Genomic DNA, 23722 nt, shown 5'->3' with positions numbered 1-23722 from the left:
AAGGCAGCAGGATGGCAGCCAGACAGCGGCCAATTCAATAAAATCCACTTAACTGTTACCTTTGTGACTATGCGCAAAAAAATCGCGTGCAGTTTCACACCTTTAACGCTTCCCTTACCGGATGCAGGCTGCGTAAATTCTGCTAATTTATTCAGTAAGCCCTGCCCGGAGCGCGAAACCTTAAAATGATAAACACCTTCAAACTTTCGCACGGTTTTCGCCGCAATTTTTTGCGCGAAGTGATCCTGCCGCTGGTGGCGATTTTGCTGCTGACTTTTCTCGGTGCCGGTTTCGGCCTGTTCTGGAGCACCTCGGCCACCAACCATGAGGCGCGCGAGCAGCAGCAGCGGATGATCGCTGCCTCGTTCAATCAGAGCCTGAGTGAACATCTGCGCCAGCTGCGCAGCCTGACACGCTGGTCCCCGCTCGCCGATCAACTGGCGCAGCCGCAGCCGGACAGCGACTGGCTGAATCAAAACGTCGGTAGCTGGCTGTACGATATGTTTGATCATCAGCTGATTGTGCTGCTTGACCGCACCAATCAACCGACCGCCGTGTGGCGCAACGGCCAGCCGGTAGCGGATCTGCGCCTCGGACCGTACCTGCGCGATCTGTTGCAGACGCCACTGGTGCAAAGCAGTGATGAGGTACCCGGTCCGGCCGACCGCGCGGATTTTGTGCGCATCGGCCAGCGTGCGGCAGCGCTGGCGGTGGGCGACATCAGCAGTACGCGCGAGGCCGGGCGCTACCGGCTGGTGAGCATTAAATTTCTCGACGATGGCTACCTGCGCAACCTGTCTGAACGCAGCCAGCTGCGGCAGCTCTTCTTTAGCGATGGCGTACCGCAGAGCGAACGCAAAGCGCGCTATCCGCTGACCTCGCGTCAGGGCGATATCGTCGGCTACCTCAGCTGGGATCCGGACAAGCCGGGCGCGCAGATGTTGCGTACTCTCGGCCCTTCCACGCTGATTTCGGTGCTGCTGATCACCCTGCTGTGTCTGTTTATGGTGCGGCGCATCTGGACTTCCTCGCTTGATTTATCGCAGTCGCTGCTTAAGCTGGGGGCCAGCGAGGCGCAGGCGCAGCATCTGGCGTTTCACGATGTGCTGACCGGGCTGCCGAACCGGGCGCTGGTTGAGGATCGGCTGACTCAGGCGCTGGCCGCCGCGACCCGTCACGACCAGCGCGTGGCGTTGCTGCTGCTGGATCTGGATCGCTTCAAAATCATTAACGATACCTGGGGCCATCACGCCGGCGATGACCTGATTATCGAGGTGGCGCGCCGCCTGAGTCACCTGGTGCGCGCCAGCGATACCGTCGGGCGTATTGGCGGCGATGAATTTATCATCGTGATGCCGGAGGTAGAGAATATCGGTCAGGTGCAGGCGCTGGCGCAGCGCATCATCGCCGCGCTGGGCGAGCCGTATCAGCTGGTGGGCAACGAGCTGTGGGTTGGCGTCAGCATTGGCCTGGCGCTGGCACCCCGCGATGGCATTGACCGGCTGGAGCTGATGCGCAAAGCCGACATAGCGCTGTACGAGGCGAAAAATGGCGGACGCGGTCAGTATCGCCAGTTTGAAAAGGTGATGGATGAATCGCTGCGCACGCGGCAGCAGATAGCGGCGGATCTGCGTCAGGCGCTGGTTAATTACGACGGTCTGGCGGTGTGGTATCAGCCGCTGATGGAGATCAGCGGCCAGCAGATTGTCGGACTGGAAGCGCTGCTGCGCTGGCATCATCCGCAGCGCGGCGATGTGTCGCCTGCGGACTTTATCGCCATCGCCGAAGAGACCGGCATGATTATTCCGCTGGGCGAATGGGTGCTGCGCGAGGCCTGCAAAACCGCCCTGAAGTTACCGCAGGTGATTGTGGCGGTGAACGTTTCGCCGGTGCAGTTCCGCGCCAGCGGGTTTGTCGAACGCATGATTGAGATTGTGCAGTCGGAAGGAGCCGATCCGCAGCGGCTGGAGCTGGAAATCACCGAAGGCGTGTTGATTGAGGATGAACACGAAGCGCGCAACAGTATCATCGCGCTGCGCGACGCCGGGTTCCGTATCGCGCTGGATGATTTCGGCACCGGTTATTCGAGCCTGAATTATCTCAGCACGTTTCCGGTCGACAAGATTAAAATCGACCGGTCGTTTACCCAGTCGCTGGGCGTGGCGGAGAACTCCACCGCGATTGTTGAATCCGTGGTACGCCTCGGCCACGCCATGGGCCTGACCGTCACCGCCGAAGGCGTCGAAACCGAGGGCCAGAAAAACGCGCTGGCCGATGCCGGGTGTAATGAACTGCAGGGATATCTGTTCAGCCGCGCGGTGCCGTTGAGCGAGATTGAGCGGATGGTGTGAGGATGCAGAAGAGACGCGATAAACTGCGTCGCTACGATTTGTGCGGGAATGTATTTACGTGCAGATCTATTACGGACATCGTAGCGGCGTTATTTGTCGCGCTTTTCTGAATCTGGATCGGAGAAGTTAAAAAACAATCTGAAAAATTGATTCGGATAGCAGATGCTCTGTGAAAGGAGGCTGTTATGCAATTCAGAAAACAATTACGACTGTTACATTACGATTACGCTGCAGCGGGCGCTTATTTCATCACAATTGTTGCGCGACAGCGGTTATGTCTGTTTGGCAGCATCAGGCAGGCGAAACTGGTTCCCAGTAAAACAGGGAGTGTTGTATATCAGGAATGGCTTAATCTGTCGTTACGTGTTCCAGGATTGATGACAGATGCATTTGTTGTGATGCCAAATCACCTACACGGCATTTTGTGGCTGTGTGGCGAGAACAATAATTCCTTAAGCAGAATCGTAGCTAGTTATAAGGCAGGCGTTAGTCGGGTTATCGCAAACAGAGTGTGGCAACACAATTTTTATGAGCAGGTTATACGCAATGAAAAAGAGCTGTTTTTCGCACGGCAATATATTGAGCAAAACCCGTTGAGGTGGGAGCTGGATCATTATTATCAACAAGAGTGATGCCGGTTATAAAGCGCAATGAATTGCGCCGCTACGATTCGTGCGGCATTGTATTTCTGCGCCGCCATCCTGCACACATTGTAGCGGCGCGATTTATCGCGCTGAGTTAAACACTGCACACCTGCCCGAATGCGCAATGAATTGCGCTGAGTTAAACACTTCACAGTTGCCAGAATGCGCAATGAATTGCGCCGCTACGATCCGTGCGGCATTTTATTTCTGCACCACCATCCTGCACACATTGTAGCGGCGCGATTTATCGCGCTGAGTGAAACACTGCACAGCTGCCCGAATGCGCAATGAATTGCGCCGCTACGACTTGTGCGGCATTTTATTTCGGCACCACCATCCTGCACATATTGTAGCGGCGCGATTTATCGCGCTGAGTTAAACATTGCACAGCTGCCAGAATGCGCAATGAATTGCGCCGCTACGATGCGTACGGCATTGTAGTTCTGCACCACCATTTTGCACACATTGTAGCGGCGCGATTTATCGCGCTGAGTGAAACGCTGCACAGTTGCCCGAATGCGCAATGAATTGCGCCGCTACGATTCGTGCGGGGTTGAATTTCGGCACCACCATCCTGCACACATTGTAGCGGCGCGATTTATCGCGCTGAGTGAAAGATTGCACAGCTGCCAGAATGCGCAATGAATTGCGCCGTTACGATCCGTGCGGCATTGTATTTCTGCACCACCATCCTGCACACATTGTAGCGGCGCGCTAACCCTTGCTGTGCAGCAACTGGCTGGCGGTGTCGCTAATCACCTGCGCCATGCCGCGGTCGCCCTTCGCCATAGACGACATAAAGGCTTTGGCCTGCTTAAGTGTGATATGCGGCGGCAGCGGGGCCACTTCCGGATCGGTTTTCACCTCCAGCACTACCGGTCGGGTGGCGCTGAGCGCCTGCTGCCATGCCGCCGCCAGATCTTCGGGCCGGTCGACATAGATGCCCTGCAAACCGAGGCTGTCGGCAAAGCGCGCATACTGCACGTCCGGCAGCTGCTGCGAAGCTTCAAAGCGTGGATTGCCTTCCATCACCCGCTGTTCCCAGGTGACCTGATTAAGATCCTGATTATTGAACACGCAGACAATCAGGCGCGGATCGGCCCACTGCTGCCAGTATTTCTGAATGGTGATCAGCTCGGCCAGGTTGTTCATCTGCATCGCCCCGTCGCCCACCAGCGCCACTACTGGCTGAGTGGGAAAAGCAAATTTCGCGGCGATGGCAAACGGGACGGCGGCGCCCATACAAGCCAGCCCACCCGACAGCGTGGCGCGCTGACCCTGCTTCACCCGATAATCGCGCGCAAACCAGTTGGCGCAGGAGCCCGAGTCCGAGGTGACAATCGCATCTTCCGGCAGCTGCGGGGACATCTCCCACACCACGCGCTGCGGATTGACCGGGTTAGCGGGCGCCATGGCGCGCTGTTCCATCAACGTCCACCAGTCGCGCACCTGCACCGCGATCTCCTCCTGCCAGTGGCGATCCGCTTTATGGGTCAGTAACGGCAGCAGCGCGCGCAGGGTTTCTGCCGCGTCGCCGTGCAGGTTGACCTCGCACGGATAGCGCAGCCCCAGCATCGCCGGATCGATATCGATTTGTACCGCGCGCACTTTGCCTTCCGGCGGCAGAAATTCGGTCCACGGAAAACCGCTGCCAATCATCAGTAAAGTGTCGCAGTTCTGCATCAGCTCCCACGACGGTTTGGTACCGAGCAGGCCGATCGAACCGGTGACGAAAGGCGCATCGTCCGGCAGCACGTCTTTGCCCAGCAGCGCTTTGGCCACGCCCGCGCCGAGCACATTGGCAATCTGCACCACTTCAACCGCAGCACCGCGCGCACCAGCACCAATCAGTACCGCAACTTTTTTGCCGGCGTTAAGTACCTCAGCGGCACGGCGCAAATCCTCGTCGTAGGGCACAATCTTCGGCCGCTGATAGCCCGGCCCGGAATGGGTAAATCCGTGCGCATGCTGCGGTGGCTGCCAGTTCTCATCCTGCAGATCTTTCGGCAGGATGATCACCGCGACGCCGTTCTGCGCTTTGGCAATGCGCACGCCACGATCGACCAGATGCTGGATCTGCGCCGGGGCTGCCGCTTCCTGCACAAAGTTCGCCACATCGGCGAAGATGCGGTCTAAATTCATCTCCTGCTGGTAGCTGGCGCCGCGTGCGGTGGTTTCCGCCTGGCCGGCAATCGCCAGCACCGGCGCGTGATCCATTTTGGCATCGTACAGGCCGGTCAGCAGATGGGTGGCACCGGGGCCGCCGGTCGACAGACAGACGCCGAGCTCACCGGTAAATTTGGCGTGACCAGCAGCCATAAAGGCCGCCATCTCTTCATGTCGCACCTGAATAAATTCGATGCCTGCACCGGCTTTATTGGCCCGCTGGATAGCGCCCAGCACGCCGTTAATGCCATCGCCCGGATAGCCATAAATGCGCGTGACGCCCCATGCCTGCAGGCGTTCAACAAAGAAATCGCTGGTTTTCTTGCTCATGACGGGCTCTCCCTTAGACGTTTGCAATAAACGTTAAGGGTAGCCGACGAAATGGAATGTGACAGATAACGCCTGTTCGGCGACGTTCGCCGCGTCTGGCTTAGAAATCACCGCCGTTACGCTTAGTTAACCCAGCGCAGGCGAGACCAGCGCAAAGGTCTGCGGCCCGTTTGGTGCCGCCCGCCACGGTGTGCCGTGTACCATCGCATAAGGCGCATCGACCTGCGCCAGCCCAAGGTTGAGCAGCCACGCGCCGAGCCGGGCATCGGGCGTGTCCAGCCGGACAAACTGCTGCGTCAGATCCTGCATCAGCTGCGACACCAGCGCCTGCGCCGCCGCAACATCGTCAGCAATCACCGGGCCGATGGTCCAGCCGTGCCCAAAGCGGCGGCGACTGGCAAACCCCTGCAACCTGCCCTGTGCATCCTGCAGCACCACGCTTTGCGCCAGCAGCTGCTGATGCAGACGCGTTCGCCGCAGCCCGTTCGCCAGATAATCCAGTGCGTCGATGGCGGCGGCATCCGCTTCAACGGCCGGCCGCAGCGTCAGGCCATCCGGTACGATTACCGCAGGCTGCTGCGCCAGCGCGCGCGTCTGGTGCTGCGCCACGCGATCGCAGGCCTGGAAGCCGAGCTTCTCATACAGCACCTGCCCCATATCGGTGGCGTGCAGCCGCACGTTGCAGCCGGAGAATTTTTCCAGCATTGCCTGCATCACCTGGCGGCCAATACCGCGTCCGCGCGCCTGTTCGCTCACAATCACCAGACCAATAGTGGCGGCATCCGGCCCCCAGCGCCAGCCAATCGCCCCGCCGAGATAGTCGCCCTGCGCCTCAACCACCACGCCTTCACCCAGGGCGATGAGCTGCTGCCAGTCTTCGCGGCGGTGCGCCCAGCCCAGTTGCTGAGTCAGGCGATAACCCGCTTCGGCGTCCGTGAGGGTCATGGCGCGCAATATCGTATTCATGCGGTTCTCCCTGAAAAACATTGTGCCCGCCAGCTTGCCATGTCCGTATGGGGAAGCAAATAAAAAAGGCCCGCACCGGGCCAGAGAGGAAACTCAGATTTGGAAATCGATGGCGGGTTCGTCGTCGGTTTCGTAAGAGAGCGCCTGCCGTTTGATCTCTTCCAGTGACAGGTTGGCGTTACACAGTTCAAGGAACTGCCAGACGTAGTTGCGCTGGAGCTGGCCGCGCTTCAGCCCGAGCCACACGGTGTTGGCATCAAACAGATGGTGAGCATCAATCTTCACCAGGTCTTCGCCATCGTAAATATCGCACGCCTGATCGGCGAGGATACCGACGCCCAGCCCGAGTTCGACATAGGTTTTCACCACGTCAGAATCCTGCGCGCTGAGCACGATATCCGGGCGGAGGCCAGCAGCATGGAAAGCACGGTCCACGCGCGAGCGACCGGTAATCCCCTGACGATAGGTGATCAGCGGATGGCGGCTGAGGCTGGCGAGCGTGACCGGCTGATTCGCCAGCAGCTCGTGATCGTGCGGCACCAGCAGCGAGTGGTGCCAGCTGAACCACGGGAATGCCGCCAGGCTGGTGTTATTCACCAGCTGCTCCGAGGCGATGCCGACATCGGCCTCACCGGCCAGCAGCATGGCGACGATCTCCTGCGGTGAACCCTGATTGAGTTCCAGCCGCACGTTGGGATAGAGCTGGCGAAACGCTTTGATGACGCGCGGCAGGCTATAGCGCGCCTGGGTGTGCGTGGTGGCGATAGTCAGCACGCCGCTGGTCTCATTGGTAAACACATCCGCAAGGCGGCGCACTTTGCCGGCCTCATCGAGGATGCGTTCAGCAATGGTCAGCAGCGCTTTGCCCGGTTCAGTCATGCCTAACAGCCGCTTGCCACGACGAATGAAGATTTCCACGCCCAGTTCATCTTCCAGATCGCGAATATGCCGGCTCACCCCCGATTGCGAGGTAAACAACGTATTGGCGACTTCTGTCAGGTTGAATTCGCAACGGGCCGCTTCGCGTATAATTTTAAGTTGCTGGAAATTCACACCCTTTTCTCCTGTTTCCTGCCCCTGTTTCGTCCATGTTATGAAGTTGGTGTGATTGCAACAAATAATAAAAAACGGTGTGTTATGCGGAATAGTAATAAGCGTGGGGTTGGGGATGGGTGCGATTTGCCGCCCTCACCCCGGCCCTCTCCCATAGGGAGAGGGAGTGGATCGCGCGATATTCAGATGGCGTGCCGGGATGGATGGCCGCGCCAGACGGTTCCCTCTCCCGCAGGCGGGAGAGGGTTAGGGTGAGGGAAAAAACCTCTCTATCACCCCACTAACATCAGTTCGCGCTCCTCCACCATCGGCTTATTCAGCAGCGACAGCAGAATATTTTTGACCGCCTGCGCCGATGGCGACAGCGGCAGGCGCGCTGAGACGTTCAGCGACAGCGGCAGATTCAGCGACGGACTGTTAATGCGTGCCATCCACGCATGCGTTGAACTCACCAGCGCGCGTGCCGCCGATTCCGGCAGTACGGTAACGCCCATGCCGCTCGACACCGCCGCGGTTAAGGTTGAGATCGACTCAATTTCACCGATGATTTTCGCGCTCAGACGACGCAGCGAGAACGCTTCGTCCACGCGTTTGCGCACGGCGCTGTAGTCACGCGGCAGGAACAGGTTCATCTGCGCCACGTCAGCCAGATCCACCGTAGCACCCGGACAGGCCGTCGCCCCTACCAGATACAGCTCCTCTTTCATCAGCGGAATGCTGTTGATACCGGCAGTCGGCGCGCGATCGTACAGCACGGCCATATCCAGCTGGCCATTCATCACTTTCTCATTGAGTGAAGTGCCGCTGTTCTCGTGCAGATAGACCAGCACATCAGGATATTGCTCGCGCACCGTTTGCAGCAGCGGCATGGTGAGCGAAGAGGCCGCTGTGCCCGGCGCGAGGCCAATCGATACCTGACCATTGAGCGCCTGGCCAGCGTTGATCACCGCTGTCTGCGCCTGTTCGCACTGGCGCAGGATGGTGCGTGCGTGAGCATAAAGAATTTTACCGGCTTCGGTTGGCGTTACGCCGCGCTTGGTGCGGATCAGCAACTGCTGGTCGAGTTCGTTCTCCAGCGTCGCCACCTGTTGGCTGAGTGCAGGTTGTGCGATATGCAGGACTTCTGCTGCCTGCGTCAGGCTGCCGATATCGACGATTTTTACAAAGTATTTCAGTCGTCTTAAGTTCATATTGCCTCCGTCACGGATCCCCGAATGCCCAAATGATGAGTTCTCAGCCTGCTGGCCTGTGACAAAGAAATTGCAATATGCAGGCCAGGTTTGATCTTTACCCGGCGGGCACTGACCAGAATTTTCCTAACGAACGGGAAAATAAGCGTTTCTGATTACCCCGAATGGGTTAATAAGTGCCGCACATGACCCATAACGTTTATCCGCTGGCGATGACGCACCCTGATGGTGCAGCATTTGCGAGGCAGATGTGCAAAAAAGTGATGACTGCGCGTGCTGCAGTGGTGCAAATCGGGCAGAAAATGCACGGATTGCGGGGGCAGAAAGGAGAATAAAGAGAAATTGCGCGGTGGCTATCAGTGGGAAAACTTATTGTGTCTGACGATGCCGGCAGCCCGGCAGCGTGCAATTACCGCCTTAACCCTGCTCCTCTCCCGGAAGAGAGGAGCAGAACGGGTTAGCGTTTTTTGCGGTTGCGGTGCATATCGATTGAAACCGCCGCGACGATGATCATCCCTTTAATGATGTCCTGCACGTAAGCATCGACGCCAACAAAGGTAAAGCCACTTTTGATTAAACCGAGGATCACTGCGCCGATCAACGTGCCGGTAATCCGCCCGACGCCGCCCATCAGGCTGCTGCCACCAATAACTGCGGCGGCGATGGCGTCGAGTTCATACGCCATGCCCATGCTCGACTGACCGCTGCTGACGCGCGCCGCCAGCACCACCCCCGCCAGACCCGAGAGCGCCCCGGCGATGGTATACACGATGATCAGATATTTATTAACGTTGATGCCCGACACTTTGGCGGAGGTCATGTTGCCGCCAATCGCATAGACATATTTGCCGTAGCGGGTGTGTTTGAGTGCGATGTGGAACAGGAAGGCGACCACCAGGAAGATAATCACCGGCATAGCGCCCTGACCGATGGAGGTGAAACCGTCCGACAGGAAGCTGATCGGGTTACCCTGGGTATAATATTGTGCCAGACCGCGCGCCGACACCATCATACCGAGCGTAGCGATAAACGGCGGAATGCCGGTTTTGGTGATGAGCACGCCGTTGACCACGCCGCACAGCAGGCCGACGCCGATGCCGGCGACGATTGGGATGGCGGCAGGCAGATTGACCAGCGACGGATACATCGGCGACAGGCTGTCAGACGTCTGCGCCAGGCTGGCGGCAACCACCGCCGTCAGGGCGATAACCGAACCGGACGACAGGTCGATACCGGTCGTAATAATCACCTGGGTGACGCCGACGGCGATGATACCGATGATCGCCACCTGCAGCACAATCAGTACTAAACGGTTGGTGTTGAGCAGAAATGACTGGTCACGCACGTACCAGCCGGCTATTTCAAAGATCAGCGCAATGCCTAACATCACGACAAAGATGCCGGTGTCTTTCGGCAGTTTATGGCGCAGATTGCCGAAGAAAGAACTCTGTTCGGTGGCCTGCGGGGCCGTTACTTTTACGTTACTCATAGGGGTCTCGTGCCTCACTCGGATGCCAACGACAAAATGGTTTCCTGGTCGGCCTCTTCTTTATCGAGGATGCCGGTTATACGTCCGCCGTGCATCACCATCACCCGGTCGCTCATGCCGAGAATCTCCGGCAGCTCAGAGGAGACCATGATGATGGCCACGCCACGGTTAGCCAGTTCACTGATCAGGCGGTAGATTTCGGCTTTGGCGCCAACATCAATGCCGCGGGTTGGTTCATCGAGGATCAGAATCTTCGGTTGCGCCAGCAGCCAGCGCGCAATCAGCACCTTCTGCTGGTTACCGCCGCTGAGGTTATTGATGATCTGATCCATGGTCGGCGTTTTAATATTGAGTTTGCGGATCTGCTCCATGCAGTCCTGCGCCATCTTCATGTGGCTAACGAAACCGCTTTTGCCGATGTAATCGGGCATATTGACGATGCTCATGTTCTCCAGCACCGACAACACCAGAAACAGCCCAGACTTTTTGCGGTCTTCGGTGAGAAATGCCATGCCCTTCTCAATCGCAGTCGACGGCGAGTCGATTTTCACCGGCACACCATCAATCAGCACTTCACCGCTGTCGAAGCTTTCCATGCCGAACAGGCTCTCCATCACCTCGCTGCGTCCGGCACCCACCAGCCCGGCCACGCCGAGGATCTCGCCTTTGCGCACGCTGAAGCTGACATCGGTAAAGCGGTCTTTGCAGGTCAGGTTGCGCACCGTCAGCACTTCTTCGCCGATGGCGCTATTGAATTTAGGGAACAGCTGCGTCAGTTCGCGTCCCACCATCTGGGTGATCAGCGACTGACGGGTAAAGGCGGTGGTGCTGTTGCTACCGACCCAAGTGCCGTCGCGGAAGATGCTGATCTCATCGGTAATGGCGAAAATTTCATCCATTTTATGGCTGATATAGATGATGGCTTTGCCCTGGGCACGCAGGTCGCGGATGATGGTGAACAGATGCGCCACTTCAGTTTCCGTCAGCGCCGAGGTCGGTTCATCCATAATCACGATGTCAGAGTTCCACGACACCGCTTTGGCAATTTCCACCATCTGCTGGGACGCAATGCTGAGCTCGCCGACCAGCCGATCGGCTTTCAGACGGATATTCAGTTTGTTAAGCAGTTCCTGCGTCTGCTGATTGAGCTTGCCGTGATCGACAAAGCCGTATTTCATCGGTTCACGACCGAGCCAGATATTCTCCGCCACGGTCATGTAAGGCACCAGATTCAGCTCCTGGTGAATCATGGAAATGCCGGAACGCAGCGCGTCCATGGTGTCCTGAAACTGCACTGGCTCCCCTTTAATGCGGATGGTGCCCTTATCGGGACGATACATCCCGATAAGGCATTTCATTAAAGTGGATTTGCCCGCGCCATTTTCACCCATCAGGGCATGTACCGACCCCGGCTTAATACGCAGTGAGACATTGTCGAGTGCCTTCACTCCGGGGAAGAACTTGCTGATGCCTTCGGCTTCAAGCGCAAAAGCGGTCATACATCACCTCCGTACGGCTTAAGGGGGAGCGATTATTTCTGGTTACGGTTTTCGAACTGCGCCATGTTGTCTTTGGTGATCAGCTGGTAAGGGATGTTGATGATTTTTTCCACTTTTTCGCCGTTCGCCAGTTTCACCGCAGTCTGTACGGCACCTTCGCCCTGACCTTTCGCATCCTGGAATACCGTAGCAACCATTTTGCCATTCTTCAGCATTTGCAGCGCATCAGGCGTACCGTCCACGCCGGCAATCAGGATGTGGTTCGGGTTTTTACCCAGCGCCTGCAGCGCACCGATCGCCATTTCATCGTTGTTTGAGGCAATGGCCTGGATATCGTCACCGGCGGTCATCCAGTTGCTCACCACGTCTACCGCATCGTTACGCGTAAACTTCGCGGTTTGCTTCTGTACCACCTTAATGCCCGGATATTTGGCGACCACCGCTTCGACGCCTTTAGTACGGTCACGGGTTGATTCGTTCGCCAGGTCGCCCATCAGGATCGCCACGTTGCCTTTGCCGTTCATCGCTTTGGCCAGTGCTTCCATCTGCAGACGGCCCGCCAGTTCAGAGTCGGAGCCGACGTACGCCATCTTGTCGGTCAGCTGACCCGCCGGTTTGCGGTTGACAAATACTAGTGGAATACCGGCTTTGGTCGCGGCATCCATGATCGGTTTCACCGCGTTAGTATCGACCGGGTTAACGACGATGGCGTCGACGCCCTGGCCGATGAAGTTTTGTACCTGCTGCAGCTGCTGAGAGACGTCGCCTTTGGCATCTTCCACCTGGCCTTTCACGTTGTCTTTTTGCATCTCTTTTTGCATGGCGGTGCGCAGGATAGTGAGGAAGTTGTCATCAAACAGCGCCATAGAAACGCCCAGCTGGATATCTTTTGCCATCACAGCGGCAGGTAACATGCAAGCTAACAGGGAAGTCACTAACGCTTTTTTGAATTTCATAGGTAACCCTTCTTATTTGTTAACGTGCTCAGGTTGGCTGAGTCCGCGAATGAAAAATATCTTTTACATTCACTCAACGTCGCTGGCGTTTTTTTTCTGTTCGTAGAGGTAAGGCTTCTGGTCTGACGCTATCGGTACCGTGCTGCTCCTTTTTTCAACATCTTCCTTATCAATATGTTACTTTCGAAAGAAGCGTTGAGCGGACAAAACTCGTTTCGGGCGTGATGATAAGCAGTTCATTTGTTTCATCCCTTCTTCTTTTGAAATTTTCATCATAAAAGCACTGAAACGATTGTTTTAAAATCGGCAAATAACAAAACTTTGACACGCATCTAACATCTCAAAGGAAATGCGTTTAAAGTGAGATCTTGCTGGCAGTTTGAAATCTGCCCATTCAAGGCAGAAAAGCAGCAATCCGCTGCTTTTACGCGCACTTAAACCAGAAGTGTGCGATCGGGCTTTGACAATGGGGATCGGCATCGCTAATATTCGCCTCGTTCCAACGATTCCTCTGTAGTTCAGTCGGTAGAACGGCGGACTGTTAATCCGTATGTCACTGGTTCGAGTCCAGTCAGAGGAGCCAGATTTAAAGAAGCCCGCTCAGGGAAACCTGAGCGGGCTTTTTGTTGTGGTGAGTTTGCTGGGCGATGGAGGGTGATACGGGCCGCTAAATCAAACCCGCCGGACTGATGTCAGCCAGCCCTTTATTTTATAACGTTTTGCCCAGGCAAATGGCCTCTTCCCGGCCGCGGTAAGGTCCGTAATTTTCAATCTGCCGGAAACCCTGCCTGATATAAAAATCCACGGCGCGCTGATTAACATGCCGGGTTTCCAGCCACAGTTCACGATATCCCAACGTTTTTGCCGCGGCTTCCAGAGCGCTGAGCAAGGCGCAGCCGATGCCCGGCAAACTGCGGTCGGAGAACATCCTTTTCAGTTCAGCGATCCCGGCAGCCACCGGCCGTAACGCGCCGCAGCCGACGGCCGAGCCCTGCGCATCTCTCGCTATCACCCACAACGCGCCTTCACCCTGAAAGGTGTCAACGCTGGCGCGGCTGTTTCCGCCATCGCCAGTGATAGCCGCAAGCTCGGCGGAGAGTTTTTCAATCAGCCACTGTGACTCCGCCGAGCGCGGGTCTGCGTGTTCAATCTTCACCATCGTGATACCTGTATTGAGGATGATGCTGTGCCGCTATGGTTTTACGCTAATCTGAAGTAGCGTTCCAGATCCTGCAGTAAACCCGGATGCGAAGGTTGCCAGCCGGTACGCTGCCGGGTTAGTTCTGCTGATGCACGCATATCCATGGTAACGAACAGCGCCAGCCAGCCAAAGTGGGCACTGGCTTCTTCGCGGGTCAGTTGCACGACAGGAACCCCCAGGCCCGCTCCGATGTCTTCGGCAATGTTGCGCAATGAAATACCCTGTTCCGCAACGGCATGGTAACGCTGGCCAGGCAGCGCTTTCTCGAGCACTGTCCGATAAAGTGAGGCAACATCAGCAACATGCGCCGCAGCCCATTGATTGTTCCCCTCTTCCACGTAGGCTGAAACGCCTTTTTCTCGCGCCAGCTGGATTAACGCTGAGACGAACCCCTGCTTTACCTCGTTATGCACTTGTGGCAACCGGATGATGGAAACATTGACGCCACTGTCTGCGACCTGTGCTGCTGCTATTTCAGTCGATTTGCGCGGATTTTGCGTCGATGGGTCGTAAAAATCCTCGCTGGCAAGCTGACCCGGTGCACGACTGCCCATGGCAGCAACTGAAGTGATAAGTAAAGGTCGCGTCGAATCCAGTAACCCCTTACCTAAGGCTGCAATTGCCTGAGTTTCCTGCATTGCCGTGTCCTGTGGGTGAGCAAAAGCGTGGTCATAAGCGCAGTGGATCACCGCATCAGCGGCGCGGGCACCCACGGTCAGACTCAGAAGGTTCTTCAGTTCGCCCCGGTGCGCGTCCGCGCCAATACGATTGAGACGCTGAACAGTCTGCTCCGAACGAGCCAGTCCGGTGACATGATGACCCGCCTGAATCAGCTCAGCGGCGATCGCCATACCGATAAACCCGCTTGCACCTGTTATGAACACTTTCATTACAATCCCCTTATCGATGGTCTGGGACAACAACGTCCCGGTGATAAGCAGATTAAAATATGAATAATGGTACGGTCTCTGCTATAACGAGGTAATTTTATGCAGATCGTACGGAATTTTATGGATCCACTTTCCGAAGTGCTTACTCTGCTCAGATTGCAGGGGGCTATCTCAGGCGGTTTTCCAGTGGAAGCACAGACCGCGCTGGTGTTTGCGCCTCATCAGGGCATCAAATGCTACTGTGTCGTGGAAGGTAGCTGCTGGGTCGCGGTTGACGGAATCCAGCAGCCTCTGTTACTGGAAACCGGCGACTGTGTATTTCTCACCTCTGGCAAATCCTTTAGTCTGGCCACCCATCCCGCGGCTAAAAGACAGCCTTTTGTACCGCCCGACAGCGAAACGGGCGCGCTGACGCAGGTCGCGCCCGATCAGGGTGCTTTTATTCTCGGCGGTCGATATACCTTCGATAGCGCACTGGCAGATATCCTGCTGCAGGCTCTGCCCGCGATCATTCCTGTCAGGCAGGGTACGGGGACCAACATTATGCGCAGTGCGATGGAATGCCTGAGAGAGGAGATACAAACTTCGCAGCCAGGCAGCGCTTTACTCTCCCAGCAACTGGTGCAGATCATGCTGGTGCAGGCGCTCAGGGTATTTCTTCAGCAGCAAGGTGAAGAACGCATTGGCTGGCTATTTGCCCTTTGCGATCCCCAACTCAAAGCCGCACTAAATTTAATGCATGCCGATCCCGCTTTCCCGTGGACGTTGCAGGAACTGGCCCATCGGACGGGGATGTCGCGTACGGTATTCGCGAAAAAATTTAAAACCAGGGTGGGGATGACGCCGATGCGATACCTGTCGAAATGGCGAATGCTGCTGGCAGGCGAGCGCCTGAGAAGCTCGCGCGAACCTATTTCGCAGATTTCATTTTCTGCCGGATATGATACGGAAAGCGCATTTGGACGCGCGTTTAAAAAAGAGTGGGGATGCTCTCCGCGAGAGCATCGTCAACAGCAACAAAACGCCACGTTGTGAGTGAATATCGCACTGACAGGCTTAATTATTTTGCCCCGCGAGGCGATCGTTAAACGCCTGATAAAAGGCAGTATAATCTCCGCGAGCGGCAAAGCGCTGAGGCTTAACCCTTTTAACCAGCACCTCGGCAGTGTACGGCTGTTCCTGCAATATTTGCAGCGTTTCCTGCATATACTCAGCCAACGGCATCGCTGCCGGATTCGTTGCGTGCTGCCTGCCCATTAATTCAGTTTGTACCAGCGGCGGAACCAGTTCCGTTACCTGAATGGCGGTATCACGCAATTGATAGCGCAGACTCTGCGTCCAGGAGTGAATTGCCGCTTTGGTGGCACAATACGCAGGGGTAAGCGACAGGGGCACAAAAGCGAGACCGGAAGAAACGGTCAGAATAGCGGCGCGGGGTTGCGCCAGAAAATGTTCAATTAGCGCAGCCGTTAAGCGAATCGGTCCTAATAAATTGGTGGTGATTTCTGCTTCAGCCACAGTGACGTCACCTCTTTTCAGATCTTCCCTGCGCATAATGCCGGCGTTATGGATCACCACGTTTAGTGCCGGCCAGCGCTGAATGACAGTTTGCGCACCGCTGAGAATTGAATCATGACTATCCATATCCATTACGATGGCGTGCATGCCAGGATTGGCTGCGATAGTTTCATCCAGTACCTCTTTTCGCCTGCCAGCAATAATAACCTGATTACCTGCAGTCAAAAGCGCTTCAGCCATAGCACGTCCTATGCCTGAACCGCCGCCGGTGATCAAAATGGTGTTACCGGTTAATTCCATAAAACTCTCCTTACGGTGCAATTAACGATCCGAATGGATATTTACGATGCGATAAGGAGAGTATATTCAGGTTGCCGATCGGCTACTCTTCAGAAGGTACGTAATACTATGCTGAGAATACCTGCCTGACATGAAAATATGCCCCGCGCAGAGGAAGCGGTAAGATTCCGTTTACCGCCGGTCAATGCGCTGCACCAGCCGATCGCCGAGCCACTGGATACCGCACACCAGCACGATCAGTACGGCGATCACCGCCACCATCACCGCAGTGTCAAAACGCTGATAACCGTAGCGAATCGCCAGATCGCCCAGGCCGCCCGCCCCGATGGCACCCGCCATTGCCGAGGCGCCGATCAGCGCCACCAGCGTGACGACAAAACCGGAAAGAATGCCCGGCAGCGCTTCAGGAATCAGCACCTCCCAGACAATACGTAATTTGCTGGCACCCATGGCACGCACCGCATCAATCAGCCCGCGATCGACATCGCGCAGTGAAACTTCCGCTACCCGGGCAAAATACGGCGTGGCGGTGATCGATAACGGTACAATTGCGGCCCAGGTGCCCAGAGAGGTGCCGACCAGCAGACGGGTAAAGGGAATCAGCGCCACCAGCAGAATAATGAACGGCAGCGAGCGAAAGCCGTTGATCACTACGCCCAGCAGACGATTGATGCTCCGGTTTTCAGCAATGCCGCCGGGGCTGGTGGTCACCAGAATCAGTCCCAGCGGTAATCCGGCCAGCAGCGAAAACAGGCCGGCCACCGCCGTCATCAGCAGCGTTTCACCCAACGCATTGAGCAGTAAATCAATCATCACTGGCGACATAACCGACCAACTCCACCTGTGCCTGCTGCGTACGCAGCCAGCTGAGAACCTGATACTCATCGGCAGCGTTGGCGGCCGGGAGCGCAATAAAGAAACGCACTACCGCGTAGTGCTGAATGTGGTCGATGCCCCCCTGCAGCAGGCGAAATTTACCCGGCAGAGCGCTGGCAAACTGCGTCAGCAAATCCCCCTGCGCCGCCACACCAGCAAAGTGAACGCTATAGATCGCCTCACCTTCACGCTGTTCGCTGAGCCGCGCTGCGAGATTCTCCGGCAGCTGCGGCAGCAGCCCGCGCAGCAGCGTGCGCGTCAGCGCGGATTGCGGATGGGCGAACACCTGCCACACCGGGCCCTGCTCGACAATCTCCCCGGCGTCGATGACGGCCACGCGATGCGCCACGGATTTGATCACCTCCATCTCATGCGTGATCAGCAGAATGGTGATACCAAGCTGCTGATTGAGCGATTTCAGCAGCGCGAGAATCGAGCGGGTGGTTTCCGGATCGAGCGCCGACGTGGCTTCGTCACACAGCAGCAGCGCCGGGCTGGCGGCCAGCGCGCGGGCAATACCGACGCGCTGTTTTTGTCCACCGGAGAGCGCCGCCGGATAGTGTCCGGCCTTATCGCTCAATCCTACCAGCGCCAGCAGTTCCGCTACGCGCTGGTTGCGCTGTGCCTTTTCCATGCCAGCTATTTTCAGCGGCAGCGCCACATTCTGCGCCACGGTTTTTGCCGACAGCAGATTGAAGTGCTGAAACACCATGCCGACGCGACTGCGCACCGCCTGCAGCTGCTGTTCCGAGAGACCGGTAATACCCCGCCCTTCAATCTCGATTACGCCTTCGTCGGGCTGCTCCAGCCCGTTGAGACAGCGAATCAGCGTCGATTTTCCGGCGCCGCTGCGCCCGATCAGGCCAAGGATTTCGCCTTTTTGCACCGTCAGTGAGACATTGCGCAGCGCCTGTGTCTGGCCGAAACGGCGCGACACGCCCTGCAAACGCACCACGTTGCTGTGCTGCGCCACGCGATCGCGTACTGTTGTCTCTTCGATCACGCCGCGCGCCACGGCGGTCAGGGGCACGGTGGCCTCGGAAAATAGCGTCATGGATGGGTTCCTTACCAGGCGGTTTCGCCCGTGCCTTTGTAGACCTTGTCAAACACCGTTTTGACGGCATCGTTCTGGTACGATGCCACCAGGGTTTTCACCCACGGGGCGCTGGCGTTCTCTTTTTTCACCGCGATAAAGTTGTTGTACGGGTTGTCTTTCACCGGCTCCTGCGCGATACGATCCGCCGCGGTCAGGCCGCTTTTCAGCGCCCAGTCAGTATTGACCACTGCCGCATCAAGATCCGGCACCGAGCGACCAATGATGCCGGAATCCAGCTCTTTGATTTTCAGGTGATGGGGATTGTCTGTGATGTCGGCCGTGGTGGCGGCAATGCCGGCGCCCGGTTTGAGTTTGATCAGCCCCTGTTGCTGCAGCAGCACCAGCCCGCGTGCCTCGTTCGACGGATCGTTAGGCACGCCGATTACCGCTCCCTCTTTCAGAGCGGCGGCGCTTTTCACTTTCTTCGAATAGAGACCGATCGGCCAGACGGCGGTATCGCCGACGCGCACGATATCGTAATGATTGACCTTGATTTGATTATTCAGGAACGGCTGATGCTGGAAGGCATTGGCATCCACTTCACCATTCTGTAACGCTTCGTTGGGCTGATTATAATCATTGAAAATCACGGTTTTCACCGTCAGCCCTTTCGCGGCGGCCTGCTTTATTACTTCACGCCAGACGTCTTCGTCCTCGCCGCTCATGATACCAACCTTCACCGCGGTTTTATCCGCCGCCTGCGCCACTGAAAACGGCGCGACCACGCTGCCGGCAACCAGTAACGCGCCGACGGTTAACAACAATTTATTTTTGGCTGATACAAAGCGTGTGTGCATAAATTATTTCCTGAGTGTTATTATTACGCGAGTCAAAATAAGCTGCCGTGATCGACAGATACGCGCAGTATACGCAGTTGCTTATTCCAGCATTATGATTTATCCGGGAATGCTATTCCTGAAATGAATAAAGCCATGCCGCCGCTCATCGCGCCAAAAGGCCCCGGGCGGCTGTGCTACCATGCCTGTTTGATTGACCGTTATTGAGCGCTATGTCGGATACCACACCCAAACGTAAAAATGACCCGGAAGGGTTGAAAAAACGCATCCTCGCGGGTGCGCTGCAAACCTTCGCCGAATACGGTATGCAGGGCGCGCGAATGGAGCAGATTGCTGAACTGGCACAGACCACCAAGCGCATGGTGGTGTATCACTTCATCAACAAAGAGAAGCTGTATATTGAGGTGCTGGAGCAGGTGTATCAGGCGATCCGCCAGCATGAAACCGGCCTGAATCTTACTACGCTGGAGCCGGAAGAGGCGATGATCAAACTGGTGGAAGCCAGTTTTGACTATCACGTCACGCATCCCGATTTTATGCGCCTGGTGTGTACAGAAAACCTGCTGCGCGGGCGTTACATCATGCAGTCTGAGCGCATCAAAGCGATGAACAAAAGTACCCTCGATTTGCTGGATGACATCCTGTCCCGCGGCCAGCGTCAGGGCATCTTTATCGACGGCCTGGATACCGTGGACGTACACCGCCTGCTCAGCAGTATTTGTGTGCATCACGTCTCCAACCGCTACACCTTCCACACGCTGTTTACCCCCCACGACAGTGAAGAGGACAGTATTCGCCGCAACCGTCAGCTGGCGGTGACGGCCACGCTGCGCTATATCCGCAAAGCCCCGTAATCTGCGGGTTCGCTGTGATGGTCTACGCTTGATCAAATAAACGGGACCGTGACAGACCTCAGATTAAGGAACGCTGCAGTGAAGAAAGATGCTCTCCTCTATCCGTTACGCAACACGCAAAATACCGATGACACGCCTGCGCTATGGAACTGGGCGCAGAATTCGGTAGTTGGCCAGCGCCAGCAGTTGCATCAGCCGCGTAGTGAAGCCGAGCTGCAACAGCTGTTGCGCGACTCGCACGGCAAAGTGCGCGTGCTCGGCAGCCGTTTGTCGCCCGGTCGCATGCTGTGCGTACAGCCGCAGGACGTACTGCTGGATCTCAGTGCGCTGCACGGCATCCTCGCTCAGGATGAAGAGAGCGTCACGTTTGCCGCGGGCACGCCGCTGCAGCAGGTGTATGACAGCCTGACAAAGATGGATCGCATGCTCGCCTCCTCGCCCGGCGTGATAGCGGTGCAGACGCTGGCCGGCGCGCTGGCAACCGGCACCCACGGTCAGGGTCTGGCACAGAGTTCGCTGGCAGACGAAGCACTGCATATCCGCATGGTGCTGGCCGATGGCAGCGTGCGCGAGTTTCAGCGCGGTGACGCCGATTTCCCGGCGGCGATGGTGTCGCTTGGCGCGCTCGGCATCGTCACCGCCATTACCTTGCGCACTCAGCCATTTCGCCTGTTTACCTGCCATAAATTCGCGGCATCTGCCGATTCACTGGAGCAGGATTTGCTGACGTGGAATGAGCAGCACGAACTCAGCAAAGCCTGGTGGTTTGTCGATGACAACCTGATGCATGTCTGGAACGCCGATGTCGCCAGTGCGAAAGACACCCAGGCGTGGTACGACCATCAGCGCGAAGTGATTGAGCACGGCGATCAGGCCGACAGCAGCCTGAACGACACCATCGATCAGACGCTGGAACACATGCATCGCGACACGCAGATTCACGGTAAAGGCGGCAAACAGTTCCGTACCGTCACCCGCTTCCGTGACTTCACCGACATCAGCGGCGATATTTACCAGCTGTTTTGTCGTGGTATCGCCGTACCGCAGATCAACGTTGAGATTGGCGTGCCGCTGGCCAAAACGCCGGAAATTATTGGCAAGATCAAAGCCTGGTACGCACAGAATCGACCGCACATGCACTATCCCATCATCCTGCGCTGCACCGGCGCTTCACAGGCGTGGATGAGCCCGGCGCATCAGCAGCCGACCTGCTTTTTTGGTTTTGTGGTGTATTACGCGGATGACGGCTCGCTGTCGCAGGACGGACTGCATTTCCTCACCGAAGTGGAAAAACTGCTGGCGGCAGAAGGTGGACGTCCGCACTGGGGTAAATATTACGATCCGCAGCGCTATCAGTGGCGCGCCATCTATCCGCAGTGGGATGCGTTTCGTGCGGTACGTGAACAGCTGGATCCGACGCACCGCTTTAGCAATGACTATGTCACGGCTTTGTTTGATTGAGTTTGATTGATTTTGATGGGGAGAAGCTATGTACGCCTGGGTAACGCTGTTAACGCAGCCGGAATATTATGTCGGGGTGAAAGCGCTGCATCGCTCACTCAAACGCAGCGAAACGCGCTGGCCGCTGATTGTGATGGTCACCGATGCCATCGATCTGAGCATGCGCGAAGCATTACAGGCGCTGGGCTGCGTGATCCATCCGGTCCAGCCGCTGATGCCGGACGCCGCGCTGGAGCAGCATTATGCCTCGGCACAGTTTGGTGAAGTGTGGAGCAAGCTGCGCGCCTGGGAGCTGACCGGCTGCGAGCGCGTGGTGTTTCTTGATGCCGATATGCTGGTGCTGCGCAACATGGATGAGCTGTTTACGCTTGACCTCGGCAAGCATGCGCTGGCGGCCTGTCACGCCTGCCGCTGCAACCCGAATCAAATCGCCAGCTATCCTGACAGCTGGCAGCCGGAGCATTGCCATTATACCTGGCAGGCGCGCGGTGAAACGCCGCCCGCCGATCTTGATAACTATCTCAACGGCGGCTTTCTGGTGCTGCAGCCGGATCAGGCGGTATTCGACTGGCTGCAGCAGAAAGTGGCTGAGATTGACGACCTGCGCCGCTATCCGTTCTCTGAACAGGATTTGCTCAATGAAGTGTTTGCCGGACGCTGGCTGCCGCTGCCGTACATTTATAACGCGCTGAAAACCCTGCCGTTCCAGCATGCCGGCTTATGGCATGACGATGAGGTGAAGAATCTGCACTACATTCTCGCCAAACCGTGGAAGCGCGATCTGAACCAGCCAGAGGCGCAGCGCGACCGTTATTACGCGCTGGATAAGCTGTGGTGGGAGCTGGGCGCGGATTAATGGCTGGTAACGTCGCGATTTATCGCGCAATGGTTGGTCGCCATAAATGGCGACCCTACAGAATCTAAAACGGGTCAAAGCCTTTGCTGATTTTCGTAGGGTGCGCATTAATGCGCACCTGGTAACGGCGCGATTTATCGGATAATGGTTGGTCGCCATAAATGGCGACCCCGCAGAATCTAATACGCGTCAAAGCCTTTGCTGAATTTTGTAGGGTGCGCATTTATGCGCACCTGGTAGCGGCGCGATTTATCGCGCAATGGTTGGTCGCCATCAATGGCGACCCTACAGGGTTTAATGCGGGTTACAAGGTCTGGGTGCGTTCGTGAAGGACGCGTTGTCGCCATCAATGGCAACCCTGCAAAATCTAATACGCGTCAAAAGACCTTGCCGCATTTCCCAGGTTGCGCATTTATGCGCACCTGATAACGGCGCGCTTTATCGCGCAATGGTTGTTCGCCGCAAAAACTGTCATCGTTTCGCCCTTTCTGCTTCAGCGAGTTTTTGCAATGCGCTCCAGCGCAACCTGCGCCAGAAATCCTGAACGGGTTTTAAATTCCGGATGGGTCGCCACGCAACGGTCGATGCGATCAATCAGTAACTTCGGCAGAGTGACATTGATTTTTTCCGAACCGCCCAGAATCCGGGTCACATCAACATCCACCAGCACCCACACGTAACCAGCAAACTCCGCCGATTTCATCAGCGATTTAAGGTCCGAGACCGCCGGAATATCCTGGCCGAGTTCAACCATTAACTCCAGATGACCGGTAATCGCCTCTTTGGCGTTTTTTACGGCCTCTTCCAGCGTATCTCCCGCGGAAAAGCAGCCGGGTAAATCCGGCACCGTAACGCCGTACGCGGTGGTTTCATCTCCCGCTTCGATTGCGATGGGGTAAAACATAAGTGTGCCTCTTGCAAATTAATGGACGGTCAATCCGGCCTGTTTTCTGATACTTTTTACCGTTTTAATCGGCAAATCCTTTTTTGGATGCGGTATCGTGACCAGGCCTTTTTTCGTCGGATGGACAAAATGATGGTGGCTACCGTTAATTCGTATCAGCTCCCAGCCGTCGGCTTTGATTTCGGCCATTAGCGATCGGCTATCCATGCGCGTGTCCTGCTACGTCCTGAAAGCAATAAAATAACCCCAATAACCCTGAAATGCAACAACCAGAGTTATTGGGGTTATTAAATTTCAATGATTGTGCGCTTCCCTGCGCACTGTG

Annotated in this window: 22 protein-coding genes and 1 tRNA gene; 8 read left to right on the top strand and 15 right to left on the bottom strand. The window is 56.5% G+C overall.

Going from position 1 to position 23722, the window contains the following annotated elements:
- Positions 1-185: 185 nt before the first annotated feature.
- Together C1N84_RS07320 and C1N84_RS07315 are read left to right on the top strand one after the other, a co-directional pair.
- Positions 186-2351: a putative bifunctional diguanylate cyclase/phosphodiesterase gene (locus tag C1N84_RS07320; RefSeq protein ID WP_264442946.1), complete on the top strand. Its 2166-nt coding sequence runs from the start codon at positions 186-188 to the stop codon at positions 2349-2351.
- A 185-nt stretch (positions 2352-2536) separates the two neighbouring features.
- Positions 2537-2983 carry a transposase gene (locus C1N84_RS07315; RefSeq protein ID WP_264442944.1) on the top strand — a complete coding sequence of 149 codons (447 nt, stop codon included), beginning with the start codon at positions 2537-2539 and terminating at the stop codon, positions 2981-2983.
- 726 nt (positions 2984-3709) lie between these two features.
- On the opposite strand, the gene C1N84_RS07310 is transcribed toward C1N84_RS07315, so the two are convergent.
- The 4 genes from C1N84_RS07310 to nac all read right to left on the bottom strand — a co-directional run bounded on the left by C1N84_RS07310 (position 3710) and on the right by nac (position 8700).
- The gene (locus C1N84_RS07310; RefSeq protein ID WP_264442942.1) at positions 3710-5491 is read right to left on the bottom strand and encodes a thiamine pyrophosphate-requiring protein; all 1782 of its coding nucleotides are present in this window, start codon (positions 5489-5491) and stop codon (positions 3710-3712) included.
- Positions 5492-5617: 126 nt separating this feature from the next.
- Positions 5618-6457: a GNAT family N-acetyltransferase gene (locus C1N84_RS07305; protein ID WP_264442939.1), complete on the bottom strand. Its 840-nt coding sequence runs from the start codon at positions 6455-6457 to the stop codon at positions 5618-5620.
- 93 nt (positions 6458-6550) lie between these two features.
- Positions 6551-7510 (bottom strand): HTH-type transcriptional regulator Cbl, encoded by a 960-nt coding sequence (gene cbl / locus C1N84_RS07300; protein WP_152390692.1) that lies wholly within the window; start codon positions 7508-7510, stop codon positions 6551-6553.
- 272 nt (positions 7511-7782) lie between these two features.
- A complete protein-coding gene (gene nac, locus C1N84_RS07295; RefSeq protein ID WP_058757341.1) occupies positions 7783-8700 on the bottom strand; it encodes a nitrogen assimilation transcriptional regulator NAC in 918 nt (305 codons plus the stop codon).
- A 185-nt stretch (positions 8701-8885) separates the two neighbouring features.
- Here nac and C1N84_RS07290 point away from each other — a divergent pair, with 185 nt between their 5' ends.
- Positions 8886-9035: a hypothetical protein gene (locus C1N84_RS07290; RefSeq protein ID WP_264442931.1), complete on the top strand. Its 150-nt coding sequence runs from the start codon at positions 8886-8888 to the stop codon at positions 9033-9035.
- Between the two features lie 122 nt (positions 9036-9157).
- Here the strand turns inward: C1N84_RS07290 and C1N84_RS07285 are convergent, their stop codons facing one another.
- Genes C1N84_RS07285 through C1N84_RS07275 form a run of 3 tightly spaced genes read right to left on the bottom strand, consistent with a single transcriptional unit; the run spans position 9158 to position 12644 of the window.
- The gene (locus C1N84_RS07285; protein ID WP_058777949.1) at positions 9158-10189 is read right to left on the bottom strand and encodes an ABC transporter permease; all 1032 of its coding nucleotides are present in this window, start codon (positions 10187-10189) and stop codon (positions 9158-9160) included.
- Between the two features lie 14 nt (positions 10190-10203).
- Positions 10204-11688: a sugar ABC transporter ATP-binding protein gene (locus C1N84_RS07280; RefSeq protein WP_021509786.1), complete on the bottom strand. Its 1485-nt coding sequence runs from the start codon at positions 11686-11688 to the stop codon at positions 10204-10206.
- A gap of 32 nt (positions 11689-11720) precedes the next feature.
- A complete protein-coding gene (locus tag C1N84_RS07275; protein ID WP_058782055.1) occupies positions 11721-12644 on the bottom strand; it encodes a sugar ABC transporter substrate-binding protein in 924 nt (307 codons plus the stop codon).
- A 507-nt stretch (positions 12645-13151) separates the two neighbouring features.
- On the opposite strand from C1N84_RS07275, the gene C1N84_RS07270 reads away from it, so the two are divergent.
- Positions 13152-13227 (top strand) — tRNA-Asn (locus tag C1N84_RS07270).
- A gap of 126 nt (positions 13228-13353) precedes the next feature.
- On the opposite strand, the gene C1N84_RS07265 is transcribed toward C1N84_RS07270, so the two are convergent.
- The gene (locus C1N84_RS07265) at positions 13354-13803 is read right to left on the bottom strand and encodes a GNAT family N-acetyltransferase (protein ID WP_264442921.1); all 450 of its coding nucleotides are present in this window, start codon (positions 13801-13803) and stop codon (positions 13354-13356) included.
- 41 nt (positions 13804-13844) lie between these two features.
- Positions 13845-14735: an SDR family oxidoreductase gene (locus tag C1N84_RS07260; RefSeq protein ID WP_264442917.1), complete on the bottom strand. Its 891-nt coding sequence runs from the start codon at positions 14733-14735 to the stop codon at positions 13845-13847.
- Positions 14736-14855: 120 nt separating this feature from the next.
- Here C1N84_RS07260 and C1N84_RS07255 point away from each other — a divergent pair, with 120 nt between their 5' ends.
- Positions 14856-15770 carry an AraC family transcriptional regulator gene (locus C1N84_RS07255; RefSeq protein ID WP_264442915.1) on the top strand — a complete coding sequence of 305 codons (915 nt, stop codon included), beginning with the start codon at positions 14856-14858 and terminating at the stop codon, positions 15768-15770.
- A gap of 21 nt (positions 15771-15791) precedes the next feature.
- Here the strand turns inward: C1N84_RS07255 and C1N84_RS07250 are convergent, their stop codons facing one another.
- The 4 genes from C1N84_RS07250 to C1N84_RS07235 form a co-directional block, all read right to left on the bottom strand.
- A complete protein-coding gene (locus C1N84_RS07250; RefSeq protein WP_264442913.1) occupies positions 15792-16553 on the bottom strand; it encodes an SDR family oxidoreductase in 762 nt (253 codons plus the stop codon).
- 171 nt (positions 16554-16724) lie between these two features.
- A complete protein-coding gene (locus tag C1N84_RS07245; protein ID WP_058771108.1) occupies positions 16725-17378 on the bottom strand; it encodes a methionine ABC transporter permease in 654 nt (217 codons plus the stop codon).
- Positions 17359-18483: a methionine ABC transporter ATP-binding protein gene (locus C1N84_RS07240; RefSeq protein WP_241799048.1), complete on the bottom strand. Its 1125-nt coding sequence runs from the start codon at positions 18481-18483 to the stop codon at positions 17359-17361. Before C1N84_RS07240 ends, C1N84_RS07245 begins: the two co-directional genes overlap by 20 nt.
- An 11-nt stretch (positions 18484-18494) precedes the next feature.
- On the bottom strand, positions 18495-19322 hold the full coding sequence (locus C1N84_RS07235) for a MetQ/NlpA family ABC transporter substrate-binding protein (protein WP_264442907.1): 828 nt from the start codon (positions 19320-19322) through the stop codon (positions 18495-18497).
- A gap of 212 nt (positions 19323-19534) precedes the next feature.
- On the opposite strand from C1N84_RS07235, the gene C1N84_RS07230 reads away from it, so the two are divergent.
- From C1N84_RS07230 to C1N84_RS07220, 3 genes are all read left to right on the top strand, one after another.
- Positions 19535-20176 carry a TetR family transcriptional regulator gene (locus tag C1N84_RS07230; RefSeq protein ID WP_021509768.1) on the top strand — a complete coding sequence of 214 codons (642 nt, stop codon included), beginning with the start codon at positions 19535-19537 and terminating at the stop codon, positions 20174-20176.
- 78 nt (positions 20177-20254) lie between these two features.
- Positions 20255-21637: a D-arabinono-1,4-lactone oxidase gene (locus C1N84_RS07225; RefSeq protein ID WP_264442901.1), complete on the top strand. Its 1383-nt coding sequence runs from the start codon at positions 20255-20257 to the stop codon at positions 21635-21637.
- A gap of 28 nt (positions 21638-21665) precedes the next feature.
- On the top strand, positions 21666-22493 hold the full coding sequence (locus C1N84_RS07220; protein ID WP_058771104.1) for a glycosyltransferase family 8 protein: 828 nt from the start codon (positions 21666-21668) through the stop codon (positions 22491-22493).
- 493 nt (positions 22494-22986) lie between these two features.
- Here C1N84_RS07220 and C1N84_RS07215 read toward each other — a convergent pair whose 3' ends face one another.
- Both C1N84_RS07215 and C1N84_RS07210 read right to left on the bottom strand, forming a co-directional pair.
- A complete protein-coding gene (locus tag C1N84_RS07215; protein ID WP_058781997.1) occupies positions 22987-23397 on the bottom strand; it encodes a type II toxin-antitoxin system HicB family antitoxin in 411 nt (136 codons plus the stop codon).
- A gap of 18 nt (positions 23398-23415) precedes the next feature.
- Positions 23416-23604, bottom strand: a complete 189-nt coding sequence (locus C1N84_RS07210) for a type II toxin-antitoxin system HicA family toxin (protein ID WP_141495245.1) — start codon at positions 23602-23604, stop codon at positions 23416-23418.
- Between the last annotated feature and the right edge of the window lie 118 nt (positions 23605-23722).

Source organism: Pantoea sp. SGAir0418, assembly GCF_043529865.1.
This window is presented reverse-complemented; position numbering and strand designations above follow the sequence as displayed.